Source organism: Anabaena subtropica FACHB-260 (genome assembly GCF_014697105.1).
Classification (GTDB): domain Bacteria; phylum Cyanobacteriota; class Cyanobacteriia; order Cyanobacteriales; family Nostocaceae; genus Trichormus; species Trichormus subtropicus.
This window is the reverse complement of sequence record NZ_JACJRF010000006.1, coordinates 37,240-61,570: the sequence shown is the minus strand read 5'-3', so window position 1 is coordinate 61,570 and position 24,331 is coordinate 37,240. Positions and strand designations below refer to the sequence as shown.

The following is a 24,331-nucleotide window of genomic DNA, read 5'->3' as shown; positions in this document are numbered from 1 at the left end:
AAACTGTTGACTGTTGACTAATGACTAATGACGAACAAGCAATTTTGTCGTTTTAAAATTCTAATCAACATAACTCACTTGACATTTATTAACAAAACCTATGATTGACCTCTGTCTATTGGTGGATTTTACATAAATAGTATATATTTTTATACAAACAGAAATTATACGGACAATGCCTCAGGTAGTTTTAGTTAATCCGCAAATACCCCCTAATACGGGCAATATCGCTCGTACTTGTGCTGCTACAGGTACAGAGTTACATCTAGTTGGTCCATTGGGATTTGAAATTAGCGATCGCTACCTCAAAAGAGCAGGTTTAGACTACTGGCCTTACGTCAAACTGCACTATCACAAATCTTTAGAAGCCTTTAAAAATGTACATCAAGAGCGAGGCGGCAGATTGTTAGGTTTTTCAGTTGGTGGCAGTTCTAATTACATCCAGTTTCAATTTCAAGCAGATGATTGGTTGTTGTTCGGTAGTGAAACTAAAGGCTTACCCTCCAATGTTCTGTCAGCTTGTGATGCCACCTTATACATTCCTATGGCTGAATCAGGTGTCCGCAGCTTAAATCTCTCAGTAAGTGTGGCGGTAGGCTTGTTTGAAGTGCGTCGTCAGTTAGGATATCTAATATAAGTTAGTCACCAAATGTCATTTAAGCAGCATTACTTATAGACAAGCTGCTAAATCTATTATCTGAAGAAGTTTAAAGAAATTTGCGTCCATGTTACCAATTTCAAAACACGTGCTTGTTTATACTATTTATGTCAAGTAAAACAGTAAATATATTGAAAAAGCTCTTAAAGGCGGGTAGGAGAATATAAGAAATTTGTATAGTAACTTCCAGTACGTCTGCACTTTGAATGATAGATTTTGATGAATTAAAATCGTCTCGTTTCGAGGAACAAAAGGGTTGAAACCCATTCTTATGAAGCATTTGCACTGTTTAAACTAACTATCGATCCTCTAAGAGTCAAAAAAGCCCTTGGAAGTGAATACGGTTGTGCTTTAGGGAATAATCAACGTAAAGTCTCGTGTTGGGAAGACGGATCAAGTAGAAAAACCTTGAAGATATCTACAGCAGGGGGCATTGCTTTTCCAGAAGTCATAGCCGGGAAATTGCTGATGGCGACAGTTGACTGAGTGAGTATATAATCTCCAGTCACAGCACCTGAAGCAAAATCACCAAAGACAACTGTGAATGGCAAACTGTGTGAGGGTGTGTGGAGTGGAAAAGACAAGTAAGCACAGCAACTTTAAATTTTGCTAACAGGTGTGAACTTGTCTAAATCAGAGAAGCAGGTTAATCTTGCGTAAGTATCTCTGGTGAAAGTGATCTTGGTCTATCGTGTGATGTGATCTAAATCATTGACTAGTATCCGACCGGAAAATCGAGGTCAGTTAAGCGCTAGTGATCATAGGAGGTCGTCTTTGAAACGAGCATTGAAAAAAAGAGTGAAGGCTGTGCTGAAAAATACCCTTAGCAGCGATAATGCCCCGGCAGATCAGTTAAACGTAGCAAACAATCAAGCTAGTCGCCGGGCGCGTAGACAAGCGGCAATGATTGGCCTAGCCATCTCAATGGGAGCAACCAGCCTTTTGGTGACTCGACAAAGCGATCAAGCCCAAGCGGCTGCGCCTGTGGGTAGCCAAAAGGCAGCCTCAACCATTCCTAAGGCGGCTGATCTGGAAGTGAAATCGGCTTCTACAAAGCTGGGAACTCCCATAGTTCTATCATCCAGCGCACCGGAGAATCCTGTCATAGTGGAACCGACAGCAGTTTCACAATTGCCGGGACTTGAAGCTAAATGGCAAGTTTTGGCAAGTGGAATGTCTGGTCAACTTGCCCCATCAGAGAATCTTACTAAAAACATTGCCACTCATAAAACTACCATCAACCAGCAATTGCAACTGGCACAAGGTGAGCAAACAGCCAAGCCAGTACAAGAGCTAGCAGAACAACTCAGCAGTGTTAACGGTGTGGCTGCTGGGGAAACTCCATCATTAAAAACTGAACCACAAATACAAGCAGCAACAGATAACGCTGCTGACAGTGGTGAAATTAATGCCCGATTAAAAGCACAGCAAGAATTTGCACTCAATCGTTTACAAGAAAAATCGAGCCGTTTAAGAAAAAGTCTGGCGGAGTTGCGGTCTGAGGAGTCAAAAGATTTATCAAAAACTAATATTGAGTTGACACAGCAAACAACTGCATCTACTCAACTGCCACAATTAAACACAAACAGTACAGTTATTGAACAGCCATCAACAGTGGCTAATGGCAATCCAGACAGTCTGGCAACGACAGTACAACAGCCACAGGCGATTAGTATACCAGTACAGCCAGTAACGGTAACTACAGCACCCACTGAAAACACTTACGAAGTCAAACCCGGAGACACCCTAGCGGCGATCGCTAGTAGATACAATACTTCGGTTGCAGAACTGGTAAAAGCCAATAATTTGAGCAATCCCAATCAACTGCAAATCAGTCAACAACTAATTATTCCTGGAGCTAGAATTAACACTAGCACCATTGCTCAAGCACCAGTGATCATTAGCTCCAGCAGCGTGCAGTATCCTAGCACTCCTAAAGTAGTTAATCCTCCTGTAGATACTGCCAGAGTTAATCCAATCCTGCCAGTTACACAGCCACCATTTCTAGCTGACAGCACCAGTGTTCCTATTGCTGTACCAACACCAAACGCTGCTAATAGTGAAACACCAATTGATAGCATTGTTCCGCCAGAATCAGAGGCTGTTACCAAAACTCAGGGCGTAGGTGGTAATACTCCAATACCCAGCGCCTTTATCGAAATACAGCAGCCTCAAAAACCTGCGGAAAAAGTAGCAAGAGCGAAAAATGAGCGATTGCGTGGCTTACAAGCAGAAATTCAAAGATTACAGGAAAAATATCGCGCTCAACAGTCTGGTGATACATCTGTACCAGTAGCTGCCGAGCAGAACAACGATACTGCTGCTGTACCAATTCCCGTTACTAGTCCCAGTAACTTTGCAGTAACTAGACCTGTTTCCAGACAGCAAGAAGTCGCTGTACCAATTGCTGTTCCCACACCACTAGCACCAAGCTACAGTAGCCAACCTGTTAAGCCTGAATTCCGTGCTACGCTCCCTGTCAATGAGCCATTAAATCCAGAATTCTTGCCCAATCAAAGAGGGAGTAGTGTAACTCCCTCTCGTAATCCGTCTTCTACACGGGTTACAACACCTCCACCACGAACCAATGCTTCTGAGTCACTAGGAAGAATGCGGGGAACTACTGTGTCTCCCAAATTGCCGCCTTTGGCAGCAGTAGACCAGTACTTACCACAAACAGTTGATGAAAGCGTACCCCCTCCATCAAACTCCTCAACAGCATTCATCTGGCCAGCAAAAGGTGTATTAACTTCTGGCTACGGTTGGCGATGGGGTAGAATGCACAGAGGTATTGATATTGCTAACGCTGTTGGCACACCAGTTTTGGCCGCTGCCGATGGTGTTGTTGAGAAAGCCGGTTGGAATAAAGGTGGTTATGGCATTCTGGTTGATATTCGCCACCCCGATGGCAGCTTATCTCGCTATGCTCACAATAGCAAGCTTTTAGTGCGGGCTGGTCAACAAGTTAACCAAGGACAGCAAATTGCCCTCATGGGTAACACTGGGTTTAGCACAGGTCCTCACACCCACTTTGAAATCCATGAATCTGGTAAAGGGGCAGTAAATCCTATAGCCATGCTCCCAGCGACCACCAGCAACCGCATATAGTTGGTGCTTATCTTCAATTAAATAATTACTTTGTCTGTAGAGGGGAAATCCCCTCTTTTATTTTGTAAAATTTCCCCAAAAACCTTGGTATGGGCGTAGCCGTGCTATGTCTTTACGTCATTTATTTTCCTTTCTGCTATCCTGAGTTTGGCAGAACGCGATCGCGGATTATTGGCAATCTCGGCTTCAGTGGCAATAATGGGTTTTTTTGTTAAAACCTTTAATAAAGGTAAATTTCTTAAACCGTGCTTTACCAAACGGTCTTCGAGGCTGTGAAAACTAATAATGGCAATTCTGCCACCAGGTAAAAGGGCTGCTGGTGCTTTTTCTATAAAAGTTTCTAGGGATTTTAACTCATCATTGACGACAATGCGTAGAGCTTGGAATACACGAGTAGCGGGGTGAATTCTAGCATAACGGTATTTGGGAGGAACAGAAGAGGCGATCGCCGCAGCTAATTCTGTGGTTGTATGAAAAGGGCGTTTTTCGACAATACGTCTAGCAATCCGTCGTGAAAGTCGCTCTTCACCGTATTTAAAGAAAATATTTGCTAACTCAACTTCATCCCAATCATTAATTACATCGGCGGCAGTTAGAGATTGTCTTTGATCCATCCGCATATCCAGACTTGCTGCATGGCGAAAGCTAAAACCCCGTTCTGGTGTATCTAAGTGATAAGAACTCACACCTAAATCGGCGAGTACACCATCGAAACTAGCGGAGGGGAACTCATAAGCAGCAAAATTACTCCGCACAAACTTTACCCTCTCCCCAAATTCTGCTAACTCCTTCTTAGCGGCTGCTAAAGCATCCTCATCTTGATCCATAGCAGTCAGTTTGACATCTGGTGCAGCCTCTAAAATCAAACGACTGTGACCACCCCCCCCCACCGTTGCATCCAAATAACGCCCACCAGGACGCACAGCCAAACCTGTAATTACTTCTTCAGGTAATACAGGTAGATGGGAAAATATCAGTTCTTCGATAGCGATCGGTTCTGGAGAATGAGAATTCATTAGCTTCAAGTCGTTAGTCATTAGTCAACATTTAAAAAATCCACTGCCTCAACTTCTTTAGATATCGAGCTTTCCTATAATAATTGAAGAAGTGAAACAAAATGAAACATCAAGCAAAACCCCTCTGCTGCCCCCATCTCTCCAACATACTCCTGTATGGGCAATACATATAGGGCTTTTCCCTAAGATGCTGCTCATAGGAATTTAATTTTGGCAGACATGAGCGATCGCCTACAGTGGGCGGTTACGCCATCGCGTCTGGATGGCATCAACACGGTTCAACTCAAAATTTTCATAATGGGAGAACACGGAATTTATGGCAAGAATAGAAACCCGCACTGAACCAATGGTGCTGAATATGGGGCCACACCATCCCTCCATGCACGGGGTTCTGCGGCTAATTGTCACCTTGGATGGCGAAGATGTCGTTGATTGTGAACCGGTAATCGGCTACCTACACCGAGGAATGGAAAAAATCGCCGAAAACCGCACCACTGTGATGTATGTCCCCTACGTTAGCCGATGGGACTACGCCGCAGGAATGTTCAATGAAGCTGTCACCGTCAATGCACCAGAAAAGCTAGCTGGTGTTGCTGTTCCTAAACGCGCTAGCTACATCCGCGTCATCATGCTGGAATTGAACCGCATTGCTAACCATCTACTGTGGTTCGGTCCATTCTTAGCTGACGTAGGCGCTCAAACTCCCTTCTTTTACCAGTTCCGCGAACGGGAGATGATTTACGATTTATGGGAAGCTGCTACAGGCTACCGGATGGTGAATAATAACTACTTCCGTGTTGGTGGTGTAGCTGCTGATTTACCCTATGGCTGGGTAGATAAGTGTCTAGAATTTTGCGACTACTTCTTACCTGTAGTTGATGAATACGAAAAGTTAGTTACCAATAACCCAATTTTCCGTCGTCGGATTGAAGGTATTGGGACAATTAGCCGCGAAGAAGCAATTAACTGGGGACTGTCCGGGCCGATGTTACGTGCTTCTGGCGTGAAATGGGACTTGCGGAAAGTTGACCATTATGAATGTTACGATGACTTCGACTGGGAAGTACAGTGGGAAACTGCCGGCGATTGTTTAGCCCGTTATATGGTAAGAATGCGGGAAATGCGCGAATCTGTGAAGATTATTAAGCAAGCGATCAAAGGATTACCCGGCGGCCCCTACGAAAATCTCGAAGCCAAGCGTTTAGAGGCAGGAAAGAAATCCGAATGGGATGCTTTTGATTATCAATACATTGGCAAGAAAGTTTCTCCTACCTTCAAGATGCCTAAGGGTGAAATTTATGCCCGTGTGGAAAGTGGTAAAGGTGAACTAGGAATTTATCTGATTGGTGATGATAACGGCTTTCCCTGGCGCTGGAAAATTCGTCCGGCAGATTTCAACAACCTGCAAATTCTTCCCCATTTACTGCGGGGTGTGAAACTAGCGGATGTTGTGGTAATTCTTGGCAGTATTGACGTAATCATGGGATCTGTAGATAGATAACCATAGCAATAAGTAGGACGGCGTAAATAATGAAAGGTTTGTAGTGAGTTAGCATAGTATTGGGGGTTTCCCCATTAGTGACTAACGAACCCGGAGGGTAAAGACTTTAGTCCTAAAAAAAAGGCTGTTAAGGCAGCGTTCCCGTTGGGTAACCATTACTACGAACTTAATTACAATAGTTTTACATAGCTAAACATAGTTTGCTTTATTTGCGCCGACTTACTTACTGTTCTATTTGTGGGTTTTAACTCCCACAAATTCTCAATTTTTTTTGTAAATTCTGAGATATTATTTTTCAACGAACTATAAAAAATAAAGAAATTATTAATTTAACATTACATACTGTAACTAATTTATATACTTTGACATGATAATAATTTAATTATTCTAAATTTTTACTCTTATTTTCTTAGCGTAAAGGCTGACTATTTACTTAGAGCCTAATCAAAATAGTTGTTGAATGTAATCAATTCAAAAACTTGATGAATAAAGCTTTTCAGCTTAATATTTGGTACTGTTTTTTTCTAGCACGATTGTTCAATTAAGGTCAGATAAATTACTATATAAATCTGACAAGTTTGACTAATTCATAACTGTAGAACTGTGCAAATTCATTCTCACGCAGAATTTGATCCTAGCTCAAATAAACCTACTGAACAAGGTTTACAAAGAGTCCTCAATCGTCTTGTCCAAACAATGCAAAGGGACGCATTAGTTCGACAAACGACAAATAAAATCAGAGAATCGCTGCAAGTTGATCGCGTGGTTTTGTATTACTTTTACTGGCAGTGGCATGGACAAGTGACTTTTGAGGCTTTAAGTTCGGAAGAATTGTCAATATTAGGGTCAACTGGGCCAGATGAATGTTTTAATGATGAGTATGCAGCATTGTATTTAGCTGGGCGTACAAGAGCGATCGCTGACATTGAATCAGAACCCATAAATACTTGCCATCGAGACTTTCTCCGCACTCTGCAAGTCCGTGCCAACTTAGTCGTACCAGTTCTCGTACCCAGAGGGTTATGGGGCTTGCTCGTTGCTCATCACTGCCAAGAGTCTCATTCTTGGACACAATCAGATATAGAACTAATGCAAGCAGGAGCTAAAACTTTAGCAACGTCACCTTATATTTTAGAAAGTTGAACTTAAGTAGGAGACGAGGGGTAGGAGAAAATATCTAACTAGACAAATTTCTACTCCCCGTATTAATTTAACTTGTCTATGAATTCTTATTCAGCGCTACAAAAAGCCATCGCCCATCGTATTGCTAACAGTCCCGAAGCACGAATTAATTTTGCAGAATATATGGACATGGTGCTATATCACCCTGAACACGGCTACTATTCCAGCAATGCAGTCAAAATTGGATTCAAGGGTGGTGATTTTTTCACCTCAGTTACTCTTGGTACTGACTTTGGTGATTTATTGGCAGAACAATTTGTCCAGATGTGGGAGATTTTAGGGCAACCCATACCTTTTTATTTGGTAGAAATGGGAGCAGGGCAAGGACTGTTGGCATTGCATATCCTTAACTATATTCAGGTGCAATATCCTGAATTGTTTGCAGCCTTGCAGTATATGATTGTGGAAAAATCCCCAGGTTTAAAGCAAGAACAGCAGCAACGCTTACAAGAGTTTCCCGTGCGTTGGTGTAGCTGGGAAGAGATATCACCTAACTCAATTATTGGCTGTTTTTTCTCCAATGAATTAGTAGATGCTTTGCCAGTACATCAGTTTATTTTAGAGGCAGGGAAACTACAAGAAATTTATGTAACGATGCAGGGAGTGGGGGGAGATGAGGGAGTAGGAGAAGAGAAAAATTTTCCCTCATCCCCTAATTACGAATTAACGGAAGTTGCAGCAGAACCCTCCACACCCCAACTCGCAGAATATTTCGATTTAGTGGGGATTAATTTAGCGCAAGGTGGTTATGTCGATGGCTATCGTAGTGAAATTAATTTAGCTGCTTTTGATTGGTTGAGTATACTAGCAGACCGCTTGCAACGAGGGTATGTGATAACAATTGATTATGGCTACCCTGCCAGCCGCTATTATCATCCCAGGCGATCGCAAGGAACCTTACAGTGCTACTATCAACATCGTCATCATGACAACCCCTATATCAATCTTGGGCAACAAGATATCACCGCCCATATTGACTTTACCGCATTAGAGCGATGGGGCGATCGCTGTGGTTTAGAAAAGCTTGGCTTTACCCAACAAGCTTTATTCCTGATGGCTTTGGGCTTAGGAAATCGCATTGCTGCCCTTCCCCATCAAAAAATATCCCTCTCTGAATTACTACAACGGCGACAGTCACTACACCAGTTAATCGATCCTACAGGATTGGGTAACTTTGGGGTTTTAATTCAAAGCAAGGGACTGACAAAAAAAGAAAATTCCCAACCACTCAAAGGATTGTCTGTACCAGAAAACTAGGAACTGTTGACTATGAACTAATGCCTAATGACCAATGACTAATAATTAAAACTCTATTTAAGAATGCTGGATCGGCTGGATATAGACTAGCATAACAGTGATTACCATGAAATCGGGCATCAGAGGGGAGATACAATTATGACTGCTCATGACTTGTTAATGCTAGTAACACTACTTAGTCCTGGTATCTTGCTTTCAGTTGTAATTATGGCAACTTTTGCCGCAGGTGGCTGATCGCTAGATCCGGACGTAGGGAGTAGAAAAATCATGTAAATCTGTTAACTGTTAAATAGCTACTCCCTAACAACCTACAATCAAACGATGGAAACGCGGCTTTATCAAAGGAACGTGAAAAATGAAGGTGGCATTTCTGGGAACTGGACTTATGGGACTACCAATGGCCCAAAGATTGTTAGCAGCAGATATACAGGTAGTTGCCTATAACCGTACCCCAGAAAAACTAGCACCATTACAAGCAGCTGGCGCGGAAGTAGTGACACATCCCCGCTACGCAATTCGAGAGGCTGAGTGCGTCATCCTCATGCTGACTAATGCCGCAGCAATATATCATGTGTTGCTTTCGGACACTTCTTGGCGGACTCTCGAAGGACGCACCATCATTCAGATGGGAACAATTACCTCCACACAAAGCCAAGAAATTCGAGATTCTGTAGTTGGTGGTGGCGGCGAATATATAGAAGCGCCAGTGTTAGGAAGTATTCCCGAAGCTAAAGCAGGTACGCTGACGGTGATGGTAGGCGCTGAACCCAAACAATATGAACGTCGTCTAGATTTACTCAAGAATTTTGGCCCAGAACCTTTACTGATAGGGCCAGTAGGAACTGCATCTGGGTTGAAATTAGCCCTAAATCAGCTAATTGCTTCATTAACTACTAGTTTTGCTCTTAGTTTAGCGTTTGTGCAGCGTCAAGGTATTGATGTGGACAAATTTATGCAAGTCCTACGCGAAAGTGCGCTATATGCACCTACCTTTGATAAAAAGCTGCAAAGGATGTTGGATGGCAATTATAGCAATCCGAATTTTCCGACAAAACACTTACTCAAAGACACAGATTTGTTTATTTCCGAAGCCCAATATTTAGGTTTGGATCTCAGTAGTATTGAAACAGTGCAGAGACTTTTACAAACAACAATGAAAATGTCATTTGCCAATGATGACTACTCTGCGCTTTTTTCTGTGATTAGAGATTGGGGAGAAGCAAGCGGAGGCTAGTACCGCCGTGAAGTCAAAAGTCAATCAATTTTGGATTTTAGATTTGCTGTCTTCCTCGCGGACGCAGCGCAGCAAGTATTTTAGATTTGTTCCGCCCACAAGGAACGGGGCTTGAAACGAAAAATAATCCAAAATCCAAAATCTAAAATTGATACGGTCAAAAGTCAAACATGAAAAAGTTTATAAGATAGGCTTTTTAACAAATTTAAATGTTGGCTTTATTTACGCCATGCTGTACTAGGATAAATCGGGAGATGAGGAAGTAGGTTGAGACGAGAATTGACTATTGACCAATGACTATTGACTAAAGTAAAGGTAGTAAAATTTCAAACTTTGTACCTATGCCTAGTGTCGATGAGAAATTTAATTTACTACCGTGTCTAGCAGTAATGATACGATAACTGACGGCTAGACTTGTTTCTTTGTCAGTTCTTTTTTCTATAGAAAAATTTTCGAGTATTTGTTGTTGTAATTCATCAGACATTCCTAGACTATTATCAGCAATGCAAATTGAAATCCAGCGTGAATCTGGTTCGTTTGCTTTGGTTGCGGCTTGAGAAATAATTTCTGTTGTAATTTCTATTGTGGCTTGCTTAAAATTTTTACTACAATCTGGTTGCAGTTGCTGACGCACCGCTTCATCTAGCAAACTATCTACAGCTTGACTCAAAATATTCATCAATACTTGATTTAATTGACCTATAAAGCAAGAAACAGGGGGGATTTTACCGTAATTATTAATAATAGAAATTTCTCCTTTTAACCGACTTTTAATTAAAATGACAATACTATCTATACAAGCGTGTAAATCTACTGGTTTTGGATAAACTGCATCAATATGGCAGAAGTTTTGCAAGCTAGTAACAAGTTTTTTTAATCTTTCTGCACCAGAAATAGCGCTAGTTAATGCTTTAGATAAATCTTGTTCTAAATAATCAAATTCAATTTCTTCTTTAACATCATTTATCTGCTTACAAGCTTGAGGTAAACAATTATCATAAGCAGCTATTAGCTTAAGTAAATCTTGGCTGTAGTTAGATATATAAGTTAAGTTACCCCAAATAAAACCTACAGGGTCTAAAATTTCGTGTGCTACTCCATCGACTAATCTCCCCAATCTGGCCATTTTATCGTTTTGAATCATTTGGGCTTGACTGCGTTCATAACGTACCTGAGTTTCTATACCGCGAATTTGCCAAGCTGCAATGTTTAATTCATGGGGATCTAATAATCTGTAGTCATTTTCTGCTGTTTGTACCACTAGAGGTTCTGCCAAAAATTCTGGCGATCGCCTCAAGGTATTTTGCATCGCGGTCAAAATTGGTGTAGTATCAACAAGCACCATAATTGCTGTGCGAGCATAACTGTAGAGAACATCTAATGGTTGTTTGTTAAACAACTCTTGTCCATAGGGACGAATCAAAAATTCTACCAGTCGTCGCCGGGAAATCATTCCGATAAACTTTCCCTGATCTAGTAAAATCACTCCTGGTAACAAGGGGTCTTTGTCAAAATACTTTGCTACTTCTGCACCAGTAAAGCTAACTTCTACTTGAAAAGTGTACATTGGTAGTTCCAGGACAGTGGAATCTAAACCTAAATCGCGATCGCTACCAACACTTAAAACAGGTGGTGATATGAGAGAACAAAATTCTTGTGACACTTGGAATTCTGATATATACAAAGACTGACAACTAAATAAGCTAATATCTTAGCTTCTACGTTTACCACTGGCACTGTAGTTAGTAAACACTACACAAAATTTCTTACTGTAACAATACTTATACTTTAAATAGATGAATATCGTGAAAATACTTAAAGTATATAAGTTGATTTTGGCAGTTGGGCTTGCAATTTGAAAGTTTTTATAGTAAAAAATCAACCAAAGTGAAAATATAATTGCACCAGGGATCATAAAAATTTAGTTGTAAGTTAGCAACGAGAGCAATTCATTTGCATATTCATAGCAAACAAAAGCCTCAAAGCTTTACAGGAGAGCTAACATAGCTCTGATAACTGATTACTACAGTGATCCCCAATTATTTAAAAAGTATGAATCCTTGATGAAAATACCCGGAAGTTAATACTCTCAAGAGCTAATTGATAGTAAGTATAAATATTAGGTACTTAAAATTTACGTAACTCTATACCTACTCTGCTAGTACCGGAACTATTTTCGCAGGAGAACAATCTTTAAAATTTTCATTGCCAGTAAATTCACTCAAGTAAAAATAGCTATGTGCTGACAAACCACCACCAATCATTGCTTAAGCCCAAACATAGCGTTTTAGTGAGCTACTTCTCTTTGAAGTTAAGGGCTAGAGACTAGGGATTAGAAGCTAGGGTGTAATGTACATGATGTAATTGGGAATTGTCATATAAGTCCACAATCAACTTATTATCCAAATGTTATGTTGCATTGTAACCAAATGTGTTTGATCCCCGTTTCGATAGAATGACTAGGCATAACCTCAAAAATCCACAGAGCTTTTGACTACGAGGCCCATGAATCAACTGAACAATGGTTTCACAATATTTCTGAGTCTGCTAGTCGAGGCAATGCCTTTTTTACTGCTTGGGGTTTTATTCTCCAGTGTGCTGCTGTTTTTTATTGATGAGCGCAAATTGGTAGAAAGAATGCCCAGAAACCCCTTACTAGGAGCTTTAGTCGGCAGTATGGTCGGCTTTTTGTTTCCAGTGTGTGAATGCGGGAATGTACCAGTAGCGCGGCGCTTGCTGATGCAAGGAGTACCCACGCCTGTAGCAGTTGGTTTTTTACTAGCAGCACCAACAATTAACCCAATTGTAATTTGGTCAACATGGACAGCATTTCGGGAACAGCCAGAAATAGTAATTTTACGTGTAGTATTTTCGCTGTTAATTGCCACAATTATCGGTTGTGTTTTCAGTTCTCAGACAGACTTACAACCCATAGTCCAACCAGCGATCGCCCGTTATTTAAAGTTTAATCCCCCCGCCAAACCCGAAACAAAACGCCGGGGTAGATATTCCTCAGCCAAGGACACAAGTACACCAAATATATTGCGTTCAGGAACTTACATTTTAGGTGGTCGAGCAGGTGGTATACCAACACGGTTGGATACTAACCTAGCCCCAGTCAATGAGATTAGCACCAGCGCCGACAAACCCTTTAGGGCTAAACTGCGCCTTTCACTAGATAACAGTATTCAAGAATTACGAGAATTAGGCGCAGTCATGATCATTGGTAGCGCTATCGCGGCGGCTGTTCAAGTTTTAGCACCCCGTGAAGTCATTCTCAGCTTAGGTGCTGGGCCGATTACCTCAATTCTCGTCATGCTAGTGTTAGCCGCAGTAGTATCAATTTGTTCTACTGTCGATTCATTTTTTGCTCTATCATTCGCCGCCACTTTCAGCACTGGTTCTTTATTAGCTTTTCTTGTCTTCGGGCCAATGATCGACATCAAAAGTGTTGGCTTGATGTTATCCATATTCAAACCCAAGACAATCTTTTACCTATTCGCCTTAGCCGGACTACTAACATTCTTGTTTACTCTTTTCATCAACTTGCACGTTCTTTAATTTATTCCAGAGTCAATATTCCACAGTACAAAACAACAACTAATGACTATTGACCATTGACTAAATAACCAATGACTAAATCTCAAGTTCCCAATAAACTACTTTCTTGGCTGGATGTCTTGGCAATTACAGCCTGGGGCGTGTTAATGCTGAGATATTGGCTGACTGGCAAACTCAATTTATTAATTCACCCCAATTATTTTGGATTGGTCATAGTAGCCGGGATTGTTTTATTAATGATTGGCTTCACTAAGGCTAAAGAACTGTGGCGCTTGCGTCCTCGTGATGTCACCCCGAACCCTCAGCACATAACTTTCTTTGCCCCTGGTTGGGGTAGTGGCTTACTATTGATCACGGCGATCGCAGGCTTAGTGATTACACCACAAGTTTTTGCCAGCGATAAAGCACTCCAGAGGGGTGTAACTGATTTATTGACCACTTCCCGCTTGCAACCCCAATCCTTCCGCGCCTCCGTTCGTCCAGAAGAGCGATCGCTCGTAGATTGGGTACGCACAGTCAATGTCTATCCCGAACCAGATGCTTACACAGGACAAAAAGCCAAAGTGCAAGGATTTGTCATCCATCCCCCAGACATTGGCAAAGAATATATCTTCCTAGCTAGATTTGTCCTCACCTGCTGTGCCGCCGATGCTTATCCTGTAGGTTTGCCAGTCAAATTAGCAGCTGATCAAGAACGCTACGCACCCGACACTTGGCTAGAAGTAGAAGGACAAATGACCACAGAAACCTTAAGTGGTAAACGTCAACTAACTATTGTCGCTAACTCATTAAAGAAGATTTCCCAACCAGCAAATCCATATAGTTATTAGTCAATAGATTGAAAGGGGATGAAGAGAATCACAACTGACAACTGACAACTGACAACTGACCAATGACTACCAAACCTTTTCTTCAACCACTAGATCGCGTGGCGATCGCCTTGATGTTAATTTTGAGTTTACTAATTGGTCTGCTCATACTGCAAGGCGATGTTGTAGCCTCTCGCGTGCGAGATTTTACTTGGCAAAATCAACAAATCGGGGCAGAAGATATCTCCTTCTCCCTCACCTTTAGCCGTCCAATGGACATAAAAAGCGTAGAGGACAACTTAAAAATTGAACCGCCTCTAGCGGGTAAATTCAGTTGGGCGGGACGAAGGATGGTTTATACCTTACTAACACCAGCACCTTATGGAACTAATTATAAATTGCAGTTGCAGGGAGCTAAAGATAGGTTCGCCCAAAAAGAACAAAAAAATCAGCTAATTCAGCCCTTTACTAGTCAATTTCGCACACGCGATCGCGTCATTCTCTACATTGGAGCCGATCAACAAGACCAGGGACAGCTAGTACTTTACAACTTGTCTCTAGAGCAGAAAAAGGTACTTAGTCCCAAAGACTTAGTTGTCATGGACTTTAAACCATTCCCCAATGGAGAAAAAATCCTATTTTCGGCTCGTGCTGCCAATAATCAAGACTTACTTTCAGCGCAATTATACACAGTCACAACAGGCATTGCCGCCAAATCTGATACACCAGCAGGTAGAATTGACCTAGTTTTAGATAATAAAGAATATCAAAACCTAAAATTTGACCTGTCAGCCGATGGAGAAACCATAGTTGTCCAACGGGGAAATAGAAATGATCCCAGTGACTTTGGACTGTGGTTTATGTCAACTACCAGCAAATCAGGACAAAGACCCACCCCTCAACGTCTAAAAAGCCAGCCAGGGGGAGATTTTATGATTACTCCCGACAGTCAAGCCGTAGCCGTTGCCCAGGGTCAAGGAGCCGCCATCCTACCACTACAAGAAGATGCCAGCAAACCCCTAGATTTTCTCCCCCAATTTGGGCTAGTCCAGGCATTCTCTAAAGATGGCTCGCAAGCAGCAATGGTGAAATTTAACACAGATTTCACAAAAGATTTGTTTTTGGTGACAAACCAAGGCACCCAGAAACCCTTATTAAAAACCACAGGCTCAATTCTTAGTTGCCAGTTTGATCCAGCCTTACCCACCCTCTATTGCTTGCTGACACAGCTTGTATCCAAAGAACAATATGTAGAACAGCCTTACTTGGTGGCAATTGACACAAAAACTGGACAGCAAAAACCATTGCTAGTTTTACCAATAGAACAAAGAAACGTACAAATGAGCTTATCACCCGATGGTTTAGGCTTGTTGTTTGACCAAATAGTTGCTCAAAGCAACCCCGATACACGTACAACCAGAATATTGAAAACAGATGATGGTGAAGCGATCGTCAGCAGCAATCTCTGGCTGATGCCTCTTCTACCCATTTCCGACACAGCCATCAGCACCATCAAACCAGAAAAGCTACCCTTTATCGGCTTTCATCCCCGTTGGTTGCCGTAATGGGGAGCAAGGGGAGTAGGAGAGGACTAATGACCTTTTTAATTTTTAACTTTTACACACTAGACATTTGATAAATTATATACAGAGACAGTGTTTCTCTAGTGTGTGAATTTGTACCAGCGAGCTACTACCGTATAACTGTTTATAAAAGGCAAGCAGGCTGAAAACTCGATTAGGTATCTGTACTGCGGTTTATATATTTGTAGCATTTGAACTCGAAACCCTCGTCAGGTCTCAGGTTGACGGGGGGCAAGCTCATAATGTTATAACGACATCAGTTATATATGCAAAATGGGGAACACTGAATCAATTACTAATTACCCATGCTGGGGAGAAGTCTAACTTGGTTGATAGAGCCATCCCTAAGCACTTGAAAAGCAATGCTAATGTTAGCATTGCTGGGATTTTTAAGTGGGTGGTTCAAGAGTGATGAATGAAGCTGACACCTCAAACAATAGGGCTGTGATGGAATCTCCTAATTCTTCTGCTAATTCACTACAACCAGAACAGACAATCTGTCCTTTTTACAAAGTTGTGCCTTCTGAAAACACAGCTACTTCTAAATTGCCACTCCTGAAACCAGCAGAAGATGAAGAAAACAACACACAAACTGCTGATTCTCCCCAAGATACAAAACAACAGGATTGGGTAGTTGAGCCTAATGGTGACAAGCAAGCAGTTGTGAATGATGAATTTCAGAAGTTGTTGGCGCTTAATGAGGAATTGCGTGCTGCAAACAATGAACTGTACCAGCAAGTGGAACATTTACGAGATGACCTAGCTGAGTCAGAAAAGGCTTTGCAGTGGCAGAAGAGACGCTCTAGTGTCACTGAGTCTATGCTCAATCAACAAGCTCAAGAACTAGCCGCAGCCCAAGAACAAATCCAATCTCTATTCCAACAGTTAGAAACTGCTGTCCAAACTACTCAACGTCAAGAAATTCTGATTGATAGTTATAAAGCTCAATTAAAAATTAGTCAACAGCGCATTGCCCAATTAGAACGGGAATGTTCTTTATTACAAACTAACTATAGCGAACAATCTCAACAGGTCATCCAATCAGAAAACTCTTGTCGAGAACTGCGTACTCGGCTGATGCGACAGCAGCGCCAAACTTTGCAATTTAAAGCAGCGCTGGAAAAATGTTTAGAAACATCGATCCCTAGCTACGAATCTTCAGATGCGGGTGCTGGAAATACGCAAAACACAGTCCCTCACAAAACTCGATTTGCCAGGAAAGCACGGTCTTTGTTCCCCAACGCCGAGCCAATTAAACCTTGGTCAGCAGAACCAGATTCTCAAGAAGAGGATTCCGCTCAGTCTTGGGAAGAACCTCAAGCGCCCCACCCATTTACCAGCGATTACTCGATGCCTAATCCACCTTCTATCTGGAACTGGCCAGGGAAGGATCAAAATCAGGAAGATATACGTACAATCTCCCAGCCAACTGAACCAGAATCAAAAATAGATGAGCCGTCTAATACTCCTGAAGAAGCGCCATCGCTGGGTTCATCAGATTTAGATCAGCAAATAGATAGTCTGATTCAAATGTTTTTCTCTTCCCAGTCAGGAGTTACATCACCAGCACCATCTACATCGGAAGCTGTCGCAGAAAGTGAGCCAGTGGATACAATTGTCTGGGAAACTTCGGCTACTAGCGTAGAAGAAGAGGAGACACCAGAACATTCCATTGAAGCAATAGTAGAAGATAGTCCTTCCCCAACTAACTCTACATTGTCTTTTACTTTATCTTCGACTGACAAAATTGCTGAAGTGCCAGAGCAGAATAATTCAGAAGCTTCACCAATAAATGAATTTGAGTTTCCGTTAACTGACTTAGCCCCAGATTCATTTGATGACTTTGCTAACGATACTCCATCACCTTCACCCGTGATTTATCCCCAGCGACCACCAAAGGGGCGCAAGTCTTTGGCATCAGTAGAATTGCCGAATTTTAATAAGCCTGGTGATCAATAGGTCGGGAACTGCAGATAGGGAGATGAGAGAAATTTCCGACCCATGTCACAGTCCTAGAAATTCTGAATGGTGAATTGTAAATTTTTGTGTTAATGTCTTATGCGCCTTTGGCAATGCCAAAAGACTCTCCCTTTAACGTGATGCCAAATGGTGTGACTACTACTTCACGACTGGGAGATGCTTCAACTCTACCAGCGATCGCAGCTGTTAATCCTTGTTCTTTTGCTAATTGAACAATTTTCTCTCCATCCTGCTCTGTCTCGGTATAAAATGCAAATCCTGCTCCGTAATTGAACACGGAAAGCATCATTTCTGTTCCCCCTTCTAGATGACTTTCGACAAACTGAAATATTTCGGGAACTGGTAACAAATTATCAATGACATACCGTAGTGGTTTAGCAGAACGCATAAGTTTCTGCCATCCATGACCGGTGATATTTTCCATTGCGGTAGGACGGATACCCTCACGCAACACTGCCTGTACTAGTGGCGTATAGAGGTGAGAAGCGGCATTCATGGCTTCCCATAACTCCTTTCCACTGGGAAGCTTCGTTCTGTACCCATTGGGGAGTGATTCGGCTAGTTTTCGCACGGGGGTAAAGCCGTTTTCATGGAGTCCGGTACTTTCCACCAAAACGATCGCATTTCCTGGCGCTAGACGTGTACCATCAATGGGAGCCACACCAGGGGGCATGACTCCAAATACAGAACCGGCAATATCCAATCGCCCTGGAATCATTTTGGTTTTGAGTTGGGGAGTTTCCCCGGAAATGTAAACGCATCCGATTCGCTTACATCCTTCAACTACGCCATCTAAAAACCCATCCAGAAAGGCAGGGGTAAATACAGTTTCCGGGGTGCTTGAGGGCAGATATAGCCCCAAAAGTACGGTTTGCATCCCCGAAGAAGCAGCATCGTTGGTTAAACAAGAGAGAATTTTGATCCCGATATTCCACCAAAATCGTCTTAGTTCCTCTTGTGAGAGGTCATCAGGACGGGCATCATCAGCAGTACCAAGACCTTCAGGGACAAGGCTAATAAAGAGTTCTGGATTGGCTGTATTCAAGAATGGAGCCAAATTGAAGTTAAAGGCGTTAGCACTTCCTCCAAGCCCTGTGGCTGGTACATTACCATAAGTCGGTGCAAATTGCAGCGTACGTTTTGCGGCTTCAATAAAACGAAGTTTAGCCGCATCGAGAGTATTGTAATCGACTTGATCAACAGCTTGAGTCATTATGTTCCTTTGTTGGGAGTGGGGAGATAAGGGAGATGAGGAAGAAAAACTTACCCTCTTGCTCCTTCTGGATTGTGAATTACTGCTTCCGAGTTGAGTTTGGCAAATTGCTGGGGCGATCGCGGTCTACCTGTGGTGATAGCGTAGTTGATAGCTAATAGCCGCAGCCATAATCCTGGATGGCGGGTTTCTAGCCAAGCTTTGTTTTGCATCAAAAAACGCGGGAACCATGCACTCAGTAAAGCGTTAACTAGGGCGTGACGACCAAAATTAAAATAATTACCCAGCCACTTGACTAAATCTCTTGACCCAGCTAGTTGCCAAATCCACCACAGCAAAGCAGGATTTTTTCGCGCTGCTTTCAGTGCTAGGCGGTTAAAGGTGAACCAATCACACCTATCTTTGATAAAGTTATCAGCTACCTCTGGTGGTTCATCGGCTAACAACCCAAAGAAGGTATTTAGCATGGAGTTGATGCGCTGGGGTGGTAAAAATCTGCCTGTGGGAACCATCATGCCTTTGGAAAAGAGCCAAGTTACAGACACATTGCTTTGGTAGGCTCTAATCAGGTTCAAGTGGCTGAATTTTAATAAATCATGTTTGAGGGCTACATCTAACAGGGTTGTGAGGCGGTCTAGGTTGCGAACTAGGGAACCAAAGCCAGTAAATACCAGAGGTGATTGCAGGGATGCAGCATCACCGATCGCAATTAATCTATCAAAGGCAATGGTGCGATCGCTACTACCAACACTAAAATGCCCTGGTATATAACCAAATGTCGGCTTTTTCCACACCAGTTTGTCCATATCGCAACGGCGATACTCTGGCAAAATTGTAAAGAAGTCTTCGTACATCTCCAGTAACGAACCTGGGTTTTGGGCGTTCACCTCGTGGTAGTGAAATAAATAAATTGTCAGTTCTTCACCCGCACCCGGAAATAATTCCCAAATTAGCTGCCTACCGCGAGAAATATCCCCGTGGCTATAAAGTACGTCGCCATACTGAGAATCCCATACTCCTGGCTCAAATCCACCATCTACGACTGCTCCCACTGTTGGACATACGCTATCAAAGGCGCGACCACCATTTAATTGCCAAGCAATGGGAGAAGCTGTTCCCATTGCATCTACTAGCAGCCTTCCACTTACTTGTGTTTCTGTTTGAGTTGATAAGTGCTTGACAGTGACGATAATTTGTGTATCATAAACATCTGCACTAATAAAGTCTGTTTCATCCCAGATTTCACCGCCTGCGGCCTTCAGCTTCTGCCCACACATTTGCAGCCATTTTTCTGAGTCTAAGGCTATGTTCAACACCGTTGGCGTGTGTAAGATGGGCGATCGCAGTTTTGCCGGGTTATTACCATCAAAAAACTTATTAAATCCGTCCTTGTATTCCCGCACAATAACTGTTTCTAGCTCAGATGCTGTCACCAAACCTAAGTGAAGTAAGCTCTGAATTTCATCACGGGAAATATTCCATTCACGGTTCATCCTGCCAAAGGGCAAACGTTCCACCAACAGCACTTTGTACCCCAACTTAGCCATCACCGCCGCATGAATTGCACCTAATGCACCGCCGATATAGATCAGGTCGTAAGTGGGGGAGGAGGAGCCAGGGAGCGGGGGGGAATTTTTTTCCTCCGCCACTCTCCCATTCTGTGAAAATACAACTTGCCGAGGCTCCTGTGGATTTCTTACCCCTTCACGCCATCTCTGTTCCCACCAGTAAGCACGTTTGAGGTCATATTCCCCATTGGGCATTTTTTGGAAATATTTGACAGTTAAAGGGTAGTGGGGTGCTAGAGCCTCAAAAATTGATTGCTGGGATAAATCAATTGCTGGTGGTTCTGGGTATTGATGGGGAAAACGCTGGCGAATTTCCGTGGTTAAGCGTTGCAGGATTTCCTTCTCTCCGGGTAATTGCTGATCTGCCCAACGAAAAACCTTGAGGTAAGTAGTTCTCTGGACTGACCAGAGAAATAAAGAAAATTCTTTAGGTAAATTTTCGGTAATTTTTGTACTACTTGCTGTATATTTACTAGATATTTTCAGCCTACAGCCATCGGGAGTCAGTATTTTTTCCCAGTTGCCTGGGTCAAAATCTGTTTGCAGCCAACTGAGAACAGCAGCCGTATCCGTAATTGGCACTTCTAAATAAAGGATTTCTTTCATGTTTTGCTGACATCTCCGTCAATCTACTCACTAAGACAGATATGCGAAAGGCAGTAAGTACGATAAACTCCGCCCTATCGGTTTCTATAAAGATTCAGTAAAGAATTTTTAATAATTTGTCAAATTTTTTTGTCCATTTGGAAATTTTATAAACCCACGCCATGAATTATCCCATTCCAGACAGCCCACAAGAAATTTTTGCTTTAAAACAAAAGCGTGTAGATGAAGAATTAGTTGCCTCAGCGATCGCCGGAGTGATAAAAATAGTGCGATCGCAAGGTCAATCATTAGAAGACTTAACAGCCCAATTACTGGCAGATGACCCCTTACTAGACCAACAACAACGCCGTTGGCTCAGTAAATTAGTTACCCAAGCGTGGGAGAGTTTTACTTGAGGAGGCAGGGGGAGCAGAGGGAGCAGGGGGAGCAGGGGAAGGGAGAGAAAAGGACAACTGACAACTGACAACTGACAACTGACCAATTAACTAGAAGCCTTCACTGCCGCTTCCGCCTGAGCGTGTAATAACAAACCATATTCCAAACCTTCGACAACTGCTTGATAGGAAGCTGCCAAGATATTTGGTGAGACACCAACAGTTGTCCAGCGTTGATAACCATTACCTGATTCCACTAAGGCACGGGTTTTTGCGGACGTGCCTGTGTGTCCATCGAGAATCCGCACCTTGTAATCTGTTAGTTCAAAGGTGGCAATTTGGGGATAGAAGTTAACCAAAGCTTTCCGTAACGCTGCATCTAAAGCTGCTACAGGGCCGTTACCTTCTGCGGCTTCCAAAATATTCTTACCATTGACAGCTACTTTCACTGTCGCCAAGGCATTAGTCATTTCCTTGCCCTCAACTAAGTCACAGTGGACTTGAAACCCTTTCACCTCAAAAAACTGCTGTCTTCCCCCCAAAGCTTCATACATCAACAGGGCAAAACTCGCCTCTGCTGCCTCAAATTGATACCCTTCACTTTCCAATTCCTTAAGGCGCTGAAGAATTTGCTTTGCTTCTGGTGTTTGTTTGTCAAGTTCAATGCCAAAAGTACGGGCTTTAGCTAACACATTACTAATACCCGATTGTTCAGAAATCACAATTCGGCGACGGTTCCCTACTTGTTCTGGCTGAATGTGTTCATAAGTAAGGGGATTTCTTTCTACAGCAGAAACATGAATACCACCTTTATGAGCAAAAGCCGAACGTCCCACAAAAGGAGCGTGTTCATCAGGGGCAAGATTTACTACTTCACTGACAAACCTACTAACTTCTGCTAGTTGACCTAGCTGGTGTTCTGCGATACAGCCATAACCTAATTTCAGTTGTAAATTAGGAATTAATGAACATAAATTAGCATTCCCGCAACGTTCGCCATAACCGTTGATTGTCCCTTGTACCATTGTCGCCCCTGCCATAACTGCTGCCAGAGCATTGGCAACAGCCATATCTGAATCATTATGAGTATGAATACCGATTTGGGGAATTGGAAATTGGGTTAAATCTTTGCCACTCCCCTTTACAACATCCTCAACAATCTGACTAACTTCATGGGGTAAAGTACCCCCATTAGTATCACAGAGGACTAGCCATTCCGCACCTGCTGCCGTTGCTGCCTTGAGAGTCTGTAAAGCATAATCTCGATTGTGCTTATAGCCATCAAACCAGTGTTCGGCATCGTAGATTACCCGCCGCCCTTGAGAGCGAAAAAACTCAACCGTATCGCGGATCATCGCCAAGTTTTCTTCTAAGGTTGTTTTCAGGCTTGTGGTGACGTGTAAATCCCACGATTTGCCAAAAATTGTTACCCAGCGAGAACCAGCAGCGAGAATGTCTTGGAGCATTGGTTCATCTGCGACATTAGTATGAGGACGGCGAGTTGAACAAAATGCAACAATTTCTGCTTGTTTGAGCGGATCTTCTTGGAGTTGCCAGAAAAATTGAACATCCTTAGGGTTGGCTCCTGGCCATCCACCTTCAATGAAGGGAATCCCTAGTTGATCGAGTCGGTGGGCAATACGTAGCTTGTCTTCTGTAGAAACTGATAGCCCTTCACGCTGAGTGCCATCCCGTAGTGTGGTGTCATAAAGCCAAATGTGGGGTAAAGGATTTTTGGTCATAAGACTAGGACTTTGGAGACAACTTTAAAGGCAATGTGCCAAGATACAACAAAAAGCCAATTTGCTGATTAGAATATGCCTAAGGTATTAGCTCAGGGTCAGACTATTGAGTGCAATAACGGAGAAAATTTACGCAAAGTTCTGCTAAAAAGTGGTATTGACCTCTACAATGGCGGTGCTAAGGTAATAAATTGTCGGGGTATTGGTAGTTGTGGAACCTGTGCTGTTCAAGTCGAAGGTGAAGTGTCTGTAGCGAATTGGCGAGATCAAGCGCGGCGTTCGCTTCCTCCCCATTCTCCTACAAAAGACCTCCGTTTAGCTTGTCAAACTCAGGTACTAGGCGATGTCAAGGTGACAAAATTTGACGGATTTTGGGGTCAAGGTTCTCAGGTAGTGTGGCAATCCGAAGGTTAGGTTAACAAGGAGAAAATCAAGATGGGTAGATGGACACCGCTAATTCTTATGGCTGGAGGCGTGGCAATTCTCATGGGGACATTGCTAGGCATTAATTTCCCAATGGGTGGACAGCAAACCGCTAGTAACAATGTGCCAACTAGCAGTAATGCTCCAGGGGAAAAAGCCTCAAAAGTACTCCCAGCCAACATTAATGTTAATAGTTCCTCTTCCAATCGCAGCAATGCTACTACAAATGAAAACAGGAGTAGCGTAGCCCAAGATAACTTTAATACTAATGCTGAAGAGAGAGGCAACAGCAACCAGGAAGAGCGCAGATCCACCAGTAACAGAACTAGCGTGGCTCAAAATAACAATTCCACTGATTCATCATCTTTTGATAACACTACCGAAGTTCAGTCTACTGAGAGAACATCCGGTAGTACAAATCAAGCCAAAGAACCAATTCGCGCTTTGTGGTAATAAGTGCTGAGTGAACAAAATTAATCCCCAATACCCAAAAAATACCTACTTGTACTAGTCGTT

Annotated in this window: 18 protein-coding genes; 13 read left to right on the top strand and 5 right to left on the bottom strand. The window is 42.7% G+C overall.

Annotation, left to right across the window (positions count from 1 at the left end; all coding sequences use genetic code 11):
- Window positions 1–175: 175 nt before the first annotated feature.
- Window positions 176–637 carry a tRNA (cytidine(34)-2'-O)-methyltransferase gene (locus tag H6G18_RS05265; protein WP_190406037.1) on the top strand — a complete coding sequence of 154 codons (462 nt, stop codon included), beginning with the start codon at window positions 176–178 and terminating at the stop codon, window positions 635–637.
- Window positions 638–1,465: 828 nt separating this feature from the next.
- A complete protein-coding gene (locus tag H6G18_RS05260) occupies window positions 1,466–3,766 on the top strand; it encodes a peptidoglycan DD-metalloendopeptidase family protein (protein WP_313954415.1) in 2,301 nt (766 codons plus the stop codon).
- Between the two features lie 104 nt (window positions 3,767–3,870).
- On the opposite strand, the gene rsmH is transcribed toward H6G18_RS05260, so the two are convergent.
- The gene (gene rsmH, locus H6G18_RS05255) at window positions 3,871–4,782 is read right to left on the bottom strand and encodes a 16S rRNA (cytosine(1402)-N(4))-methyltransferase RsmH (protein ID WP_190406035.1); all 912 of its coding nucleotides are present in this window, start codon (window positions 4,780–4,782) and stop codon (window positions 3,871–3,873) included.
- Window positions 4,783–5,098: 316 nt separating this feature from the next.
- On the opposite strand from rsmH, the gene H6G18_RS05250 reads away from it, so the two are divergent.
- The 4 genes from H6G18_RS05250 to H6G18_RS05235 all read left to right on the top strand — a co-directional run bounded on the left by H6G18_RS05250 (window position 5,099) and on the right by H6G18_RS05235 (window position 9,956).
- Window positions 5,099–6,283, top strand: a complete 1,185-nt coding sequence (locus tag H6G18_RS05250) for an NAD(P)H-quinone oxidoreductase subunit H (RefSeq protein WP_190406034.1) — start codon at window positions 5,099–5,101, stop codon at window positions 6,281–6,283.
- A gap of 603 nt (window positions 6,284–6,886) precedes the next feature.
- Entirely contained in the window at window positions 6,887–7,426 is a 540-nt protein-coding gene (locus tag H6G18_RS05245) for a GAF domain-containing protein (RefSeq protein ID WP_190406033.1), read from the top strand.
- A gap of 78 nt (window positions 7,427–7,504) precedes the next feature.
- Complete coding sequence (locus H6G18_RS05240; protein ID WP_190406032.1) at window positions 7,505–8,722, top strand: class I SAM-dependent methyltransferase; 1,218 nt, start codon at window positions 7,505–7,507, stop codon at window positions 8,720–8,722.
- Between the two features lie 355 nt (window positions 8,723–9,077).
- Entirely contained in the window at window positions 9,078–9,956 is an 879-nt protein-coding gene (locus H6G18_RS05235) for an NAD(P)-dependent oxidoreductase (RefSeq protein WP_190406031.1), read from the top strand.
- Window positions 9,957–10,260: 304 nt separating this feature from the next.
- Here the strand turns inward: H6G18_RS05235 and H6G18_RS05230 are convergent, their stop codons facing one another.
- The gene (locus H6G18_RS05230; RefSeq protein WP_190406030.1) at window positions 10,261–11,619 is read right to left on the bottom strand and encodes a sensor histidine kinase; all 1,359 of its coding nucleotides are present in this window, start codon (window positions 11,617–11,619) and stop codon (window positions 10,261–10,263) included.
- A gap of 842 nt (window positions 11,620–12,461) precedes the next feature.
- Here H6G18_RS05230 and H6G18_RS05225 point away from each other — a divergent pair.
- The 4 genes from H6G18_RS05225 to H6G18_RS05210 all read left to right on the top strand — a co-directional run bounded on the left by H6G18_RS05225 (window position 12,462) and on the right by H6G18_RS05210 (window position 17,868).
- Complete coding sequence (locus H6G18_RS05225) at window positions 12,462–13,517, top strand: permease (RefSeq protein WP_190406029.1); 1,056 nt, start codon at window positions 12,462–12,464, stop codon at window positions 13,515–13,517.
- A 71-nt stretch (window positions 13,518–13,588) separates the two neighbouring features.
- Window positions 13,589–14,347, top strand: coding sequence for a TIGR03943 family putative permease subunit (locus H6G18_RS05220; RefSeq protein WP_190406028.1), 759 nt, complete (start codon window positions 13,589–13,591; stop codon window positions 14,345–14,347).
- 62 nt (window positions 14,348–14,409) lie between these two features.
- Complete coding sequence (locus H6G18_RS05215) at window positions 14,410–15,891, top strand: Ig-like domain-containing protein (RefSeq protein ID WP_190406027.1); 1,482 nt, start codon at window positions 14,410–14,412, stop codon at window positions 15,889–15,891.
- 429 nt (window positions 15,892–16,320) lie between these two features.
- The gene (locus H6G18_RS05210; RefSeq protein WP_190406138.1) at window positions 16,321–17,868 is read left to right on the top strand and encodes a hypothetical protein; all 1,548 of its coding nucleotides are present in this window, start codon (window positions 16,321–16,323) and stop codon (window positions 17,866–17,868) included.
- A 97-nt stretch (window positions 17,869–17,965) separates the two neighbouring features.
- Here the strand turns inward: H6G18_RS05210 and H6G18_RS05205 are convergent, their stop codons facing one another.
- Both H6G18_RS05205 and H6G18_RS05200 read right to left on the bottom strand, forming a co-directional pair.
- The gene (locus H6G18_RS05205; protein WP_190406026.1) at window positions 17,966–19,102 is read right to left on the bottom strand and encodes an AIR synthase-related protein; all 1,137 of its coding nucleotides are present in this window, start codon (window positions 19,100–19,102) and stop codon (window positions 17,966–17,968) included.
- A gap of 50 nt (window positions 19,103–19,152) precedes the next feature.
- Window positions 19,153–21,276 (bottom strand): flavin-dependent dehydrogenase, encoded by a 2,124-nt coding sequence (locus H6G18_RS05200; RefSeq protein WP_190406025.1) that lies wholly within the window; start codon window positions 21,274–21,276, stop codon window positions 19,153–19,155.
- A gap of 161 nt (window positions 21,277–21,437) precedes the next feature.
- Here H6G18_RS05200 and H6G18_RS05195 point away from each other — a divergent pair, with 161 nt between their 5' ends.
- Entirely contained in the window at window positions 21,438–21,671 is a 234-nt protein-coding gene (locus H6G18_RS05195; protein ID WP_190406024.1) for a hypothetical protein, read from the top strand.
- 86 nt (window positions 21,672–21,757) lie between these two features.
- On the opposite strand, the gene cimA is transcribed toward H6G18_RS05195, so the two are convergent.
- Window positions 21,758–23,392: a citramalate synthase gene (gene cimA, locus H6G18_RS05190; protein ID WP_190406023.1), complete on the bottom strand. Its 1,635-nt coding sequence runs from the start codon at window positions 23,390–23,392 to the stop codon at window positions 21,758–21,760.
- A 75-nt stretch (window positions 23,393–23,467) separates the two neighbouring features.
- Between cimA and H6G18_RS05185 the strand changes: the two genes are divergently transcribed.
- Window positions 23,468–23,806, top strand: coding sequence for a 2Fe-2S iron-sulfur cluster-binding protein (locus H6G18_RS05185; protein WP_190406022.1), 339 nt, complete (start codon window positions 23,468–23,470; stop codon window positions 23,804–23,806).
- 21 nt (window positions 23,807–23,827) lie between these two features.
- Window positions 23,828–24,268 (top strand): hypothetical protein, encoded by a 441-nt coding sequence (locus H6G18_RS05180; RefSeq protein WP_190406021.1) that lies wholly within the window; start codon window positions 23,828–23,830, stop codon window positions 24,266–24,268.
- Window positions 24,269–24,331: the final 63 nt, after the last annotated feature.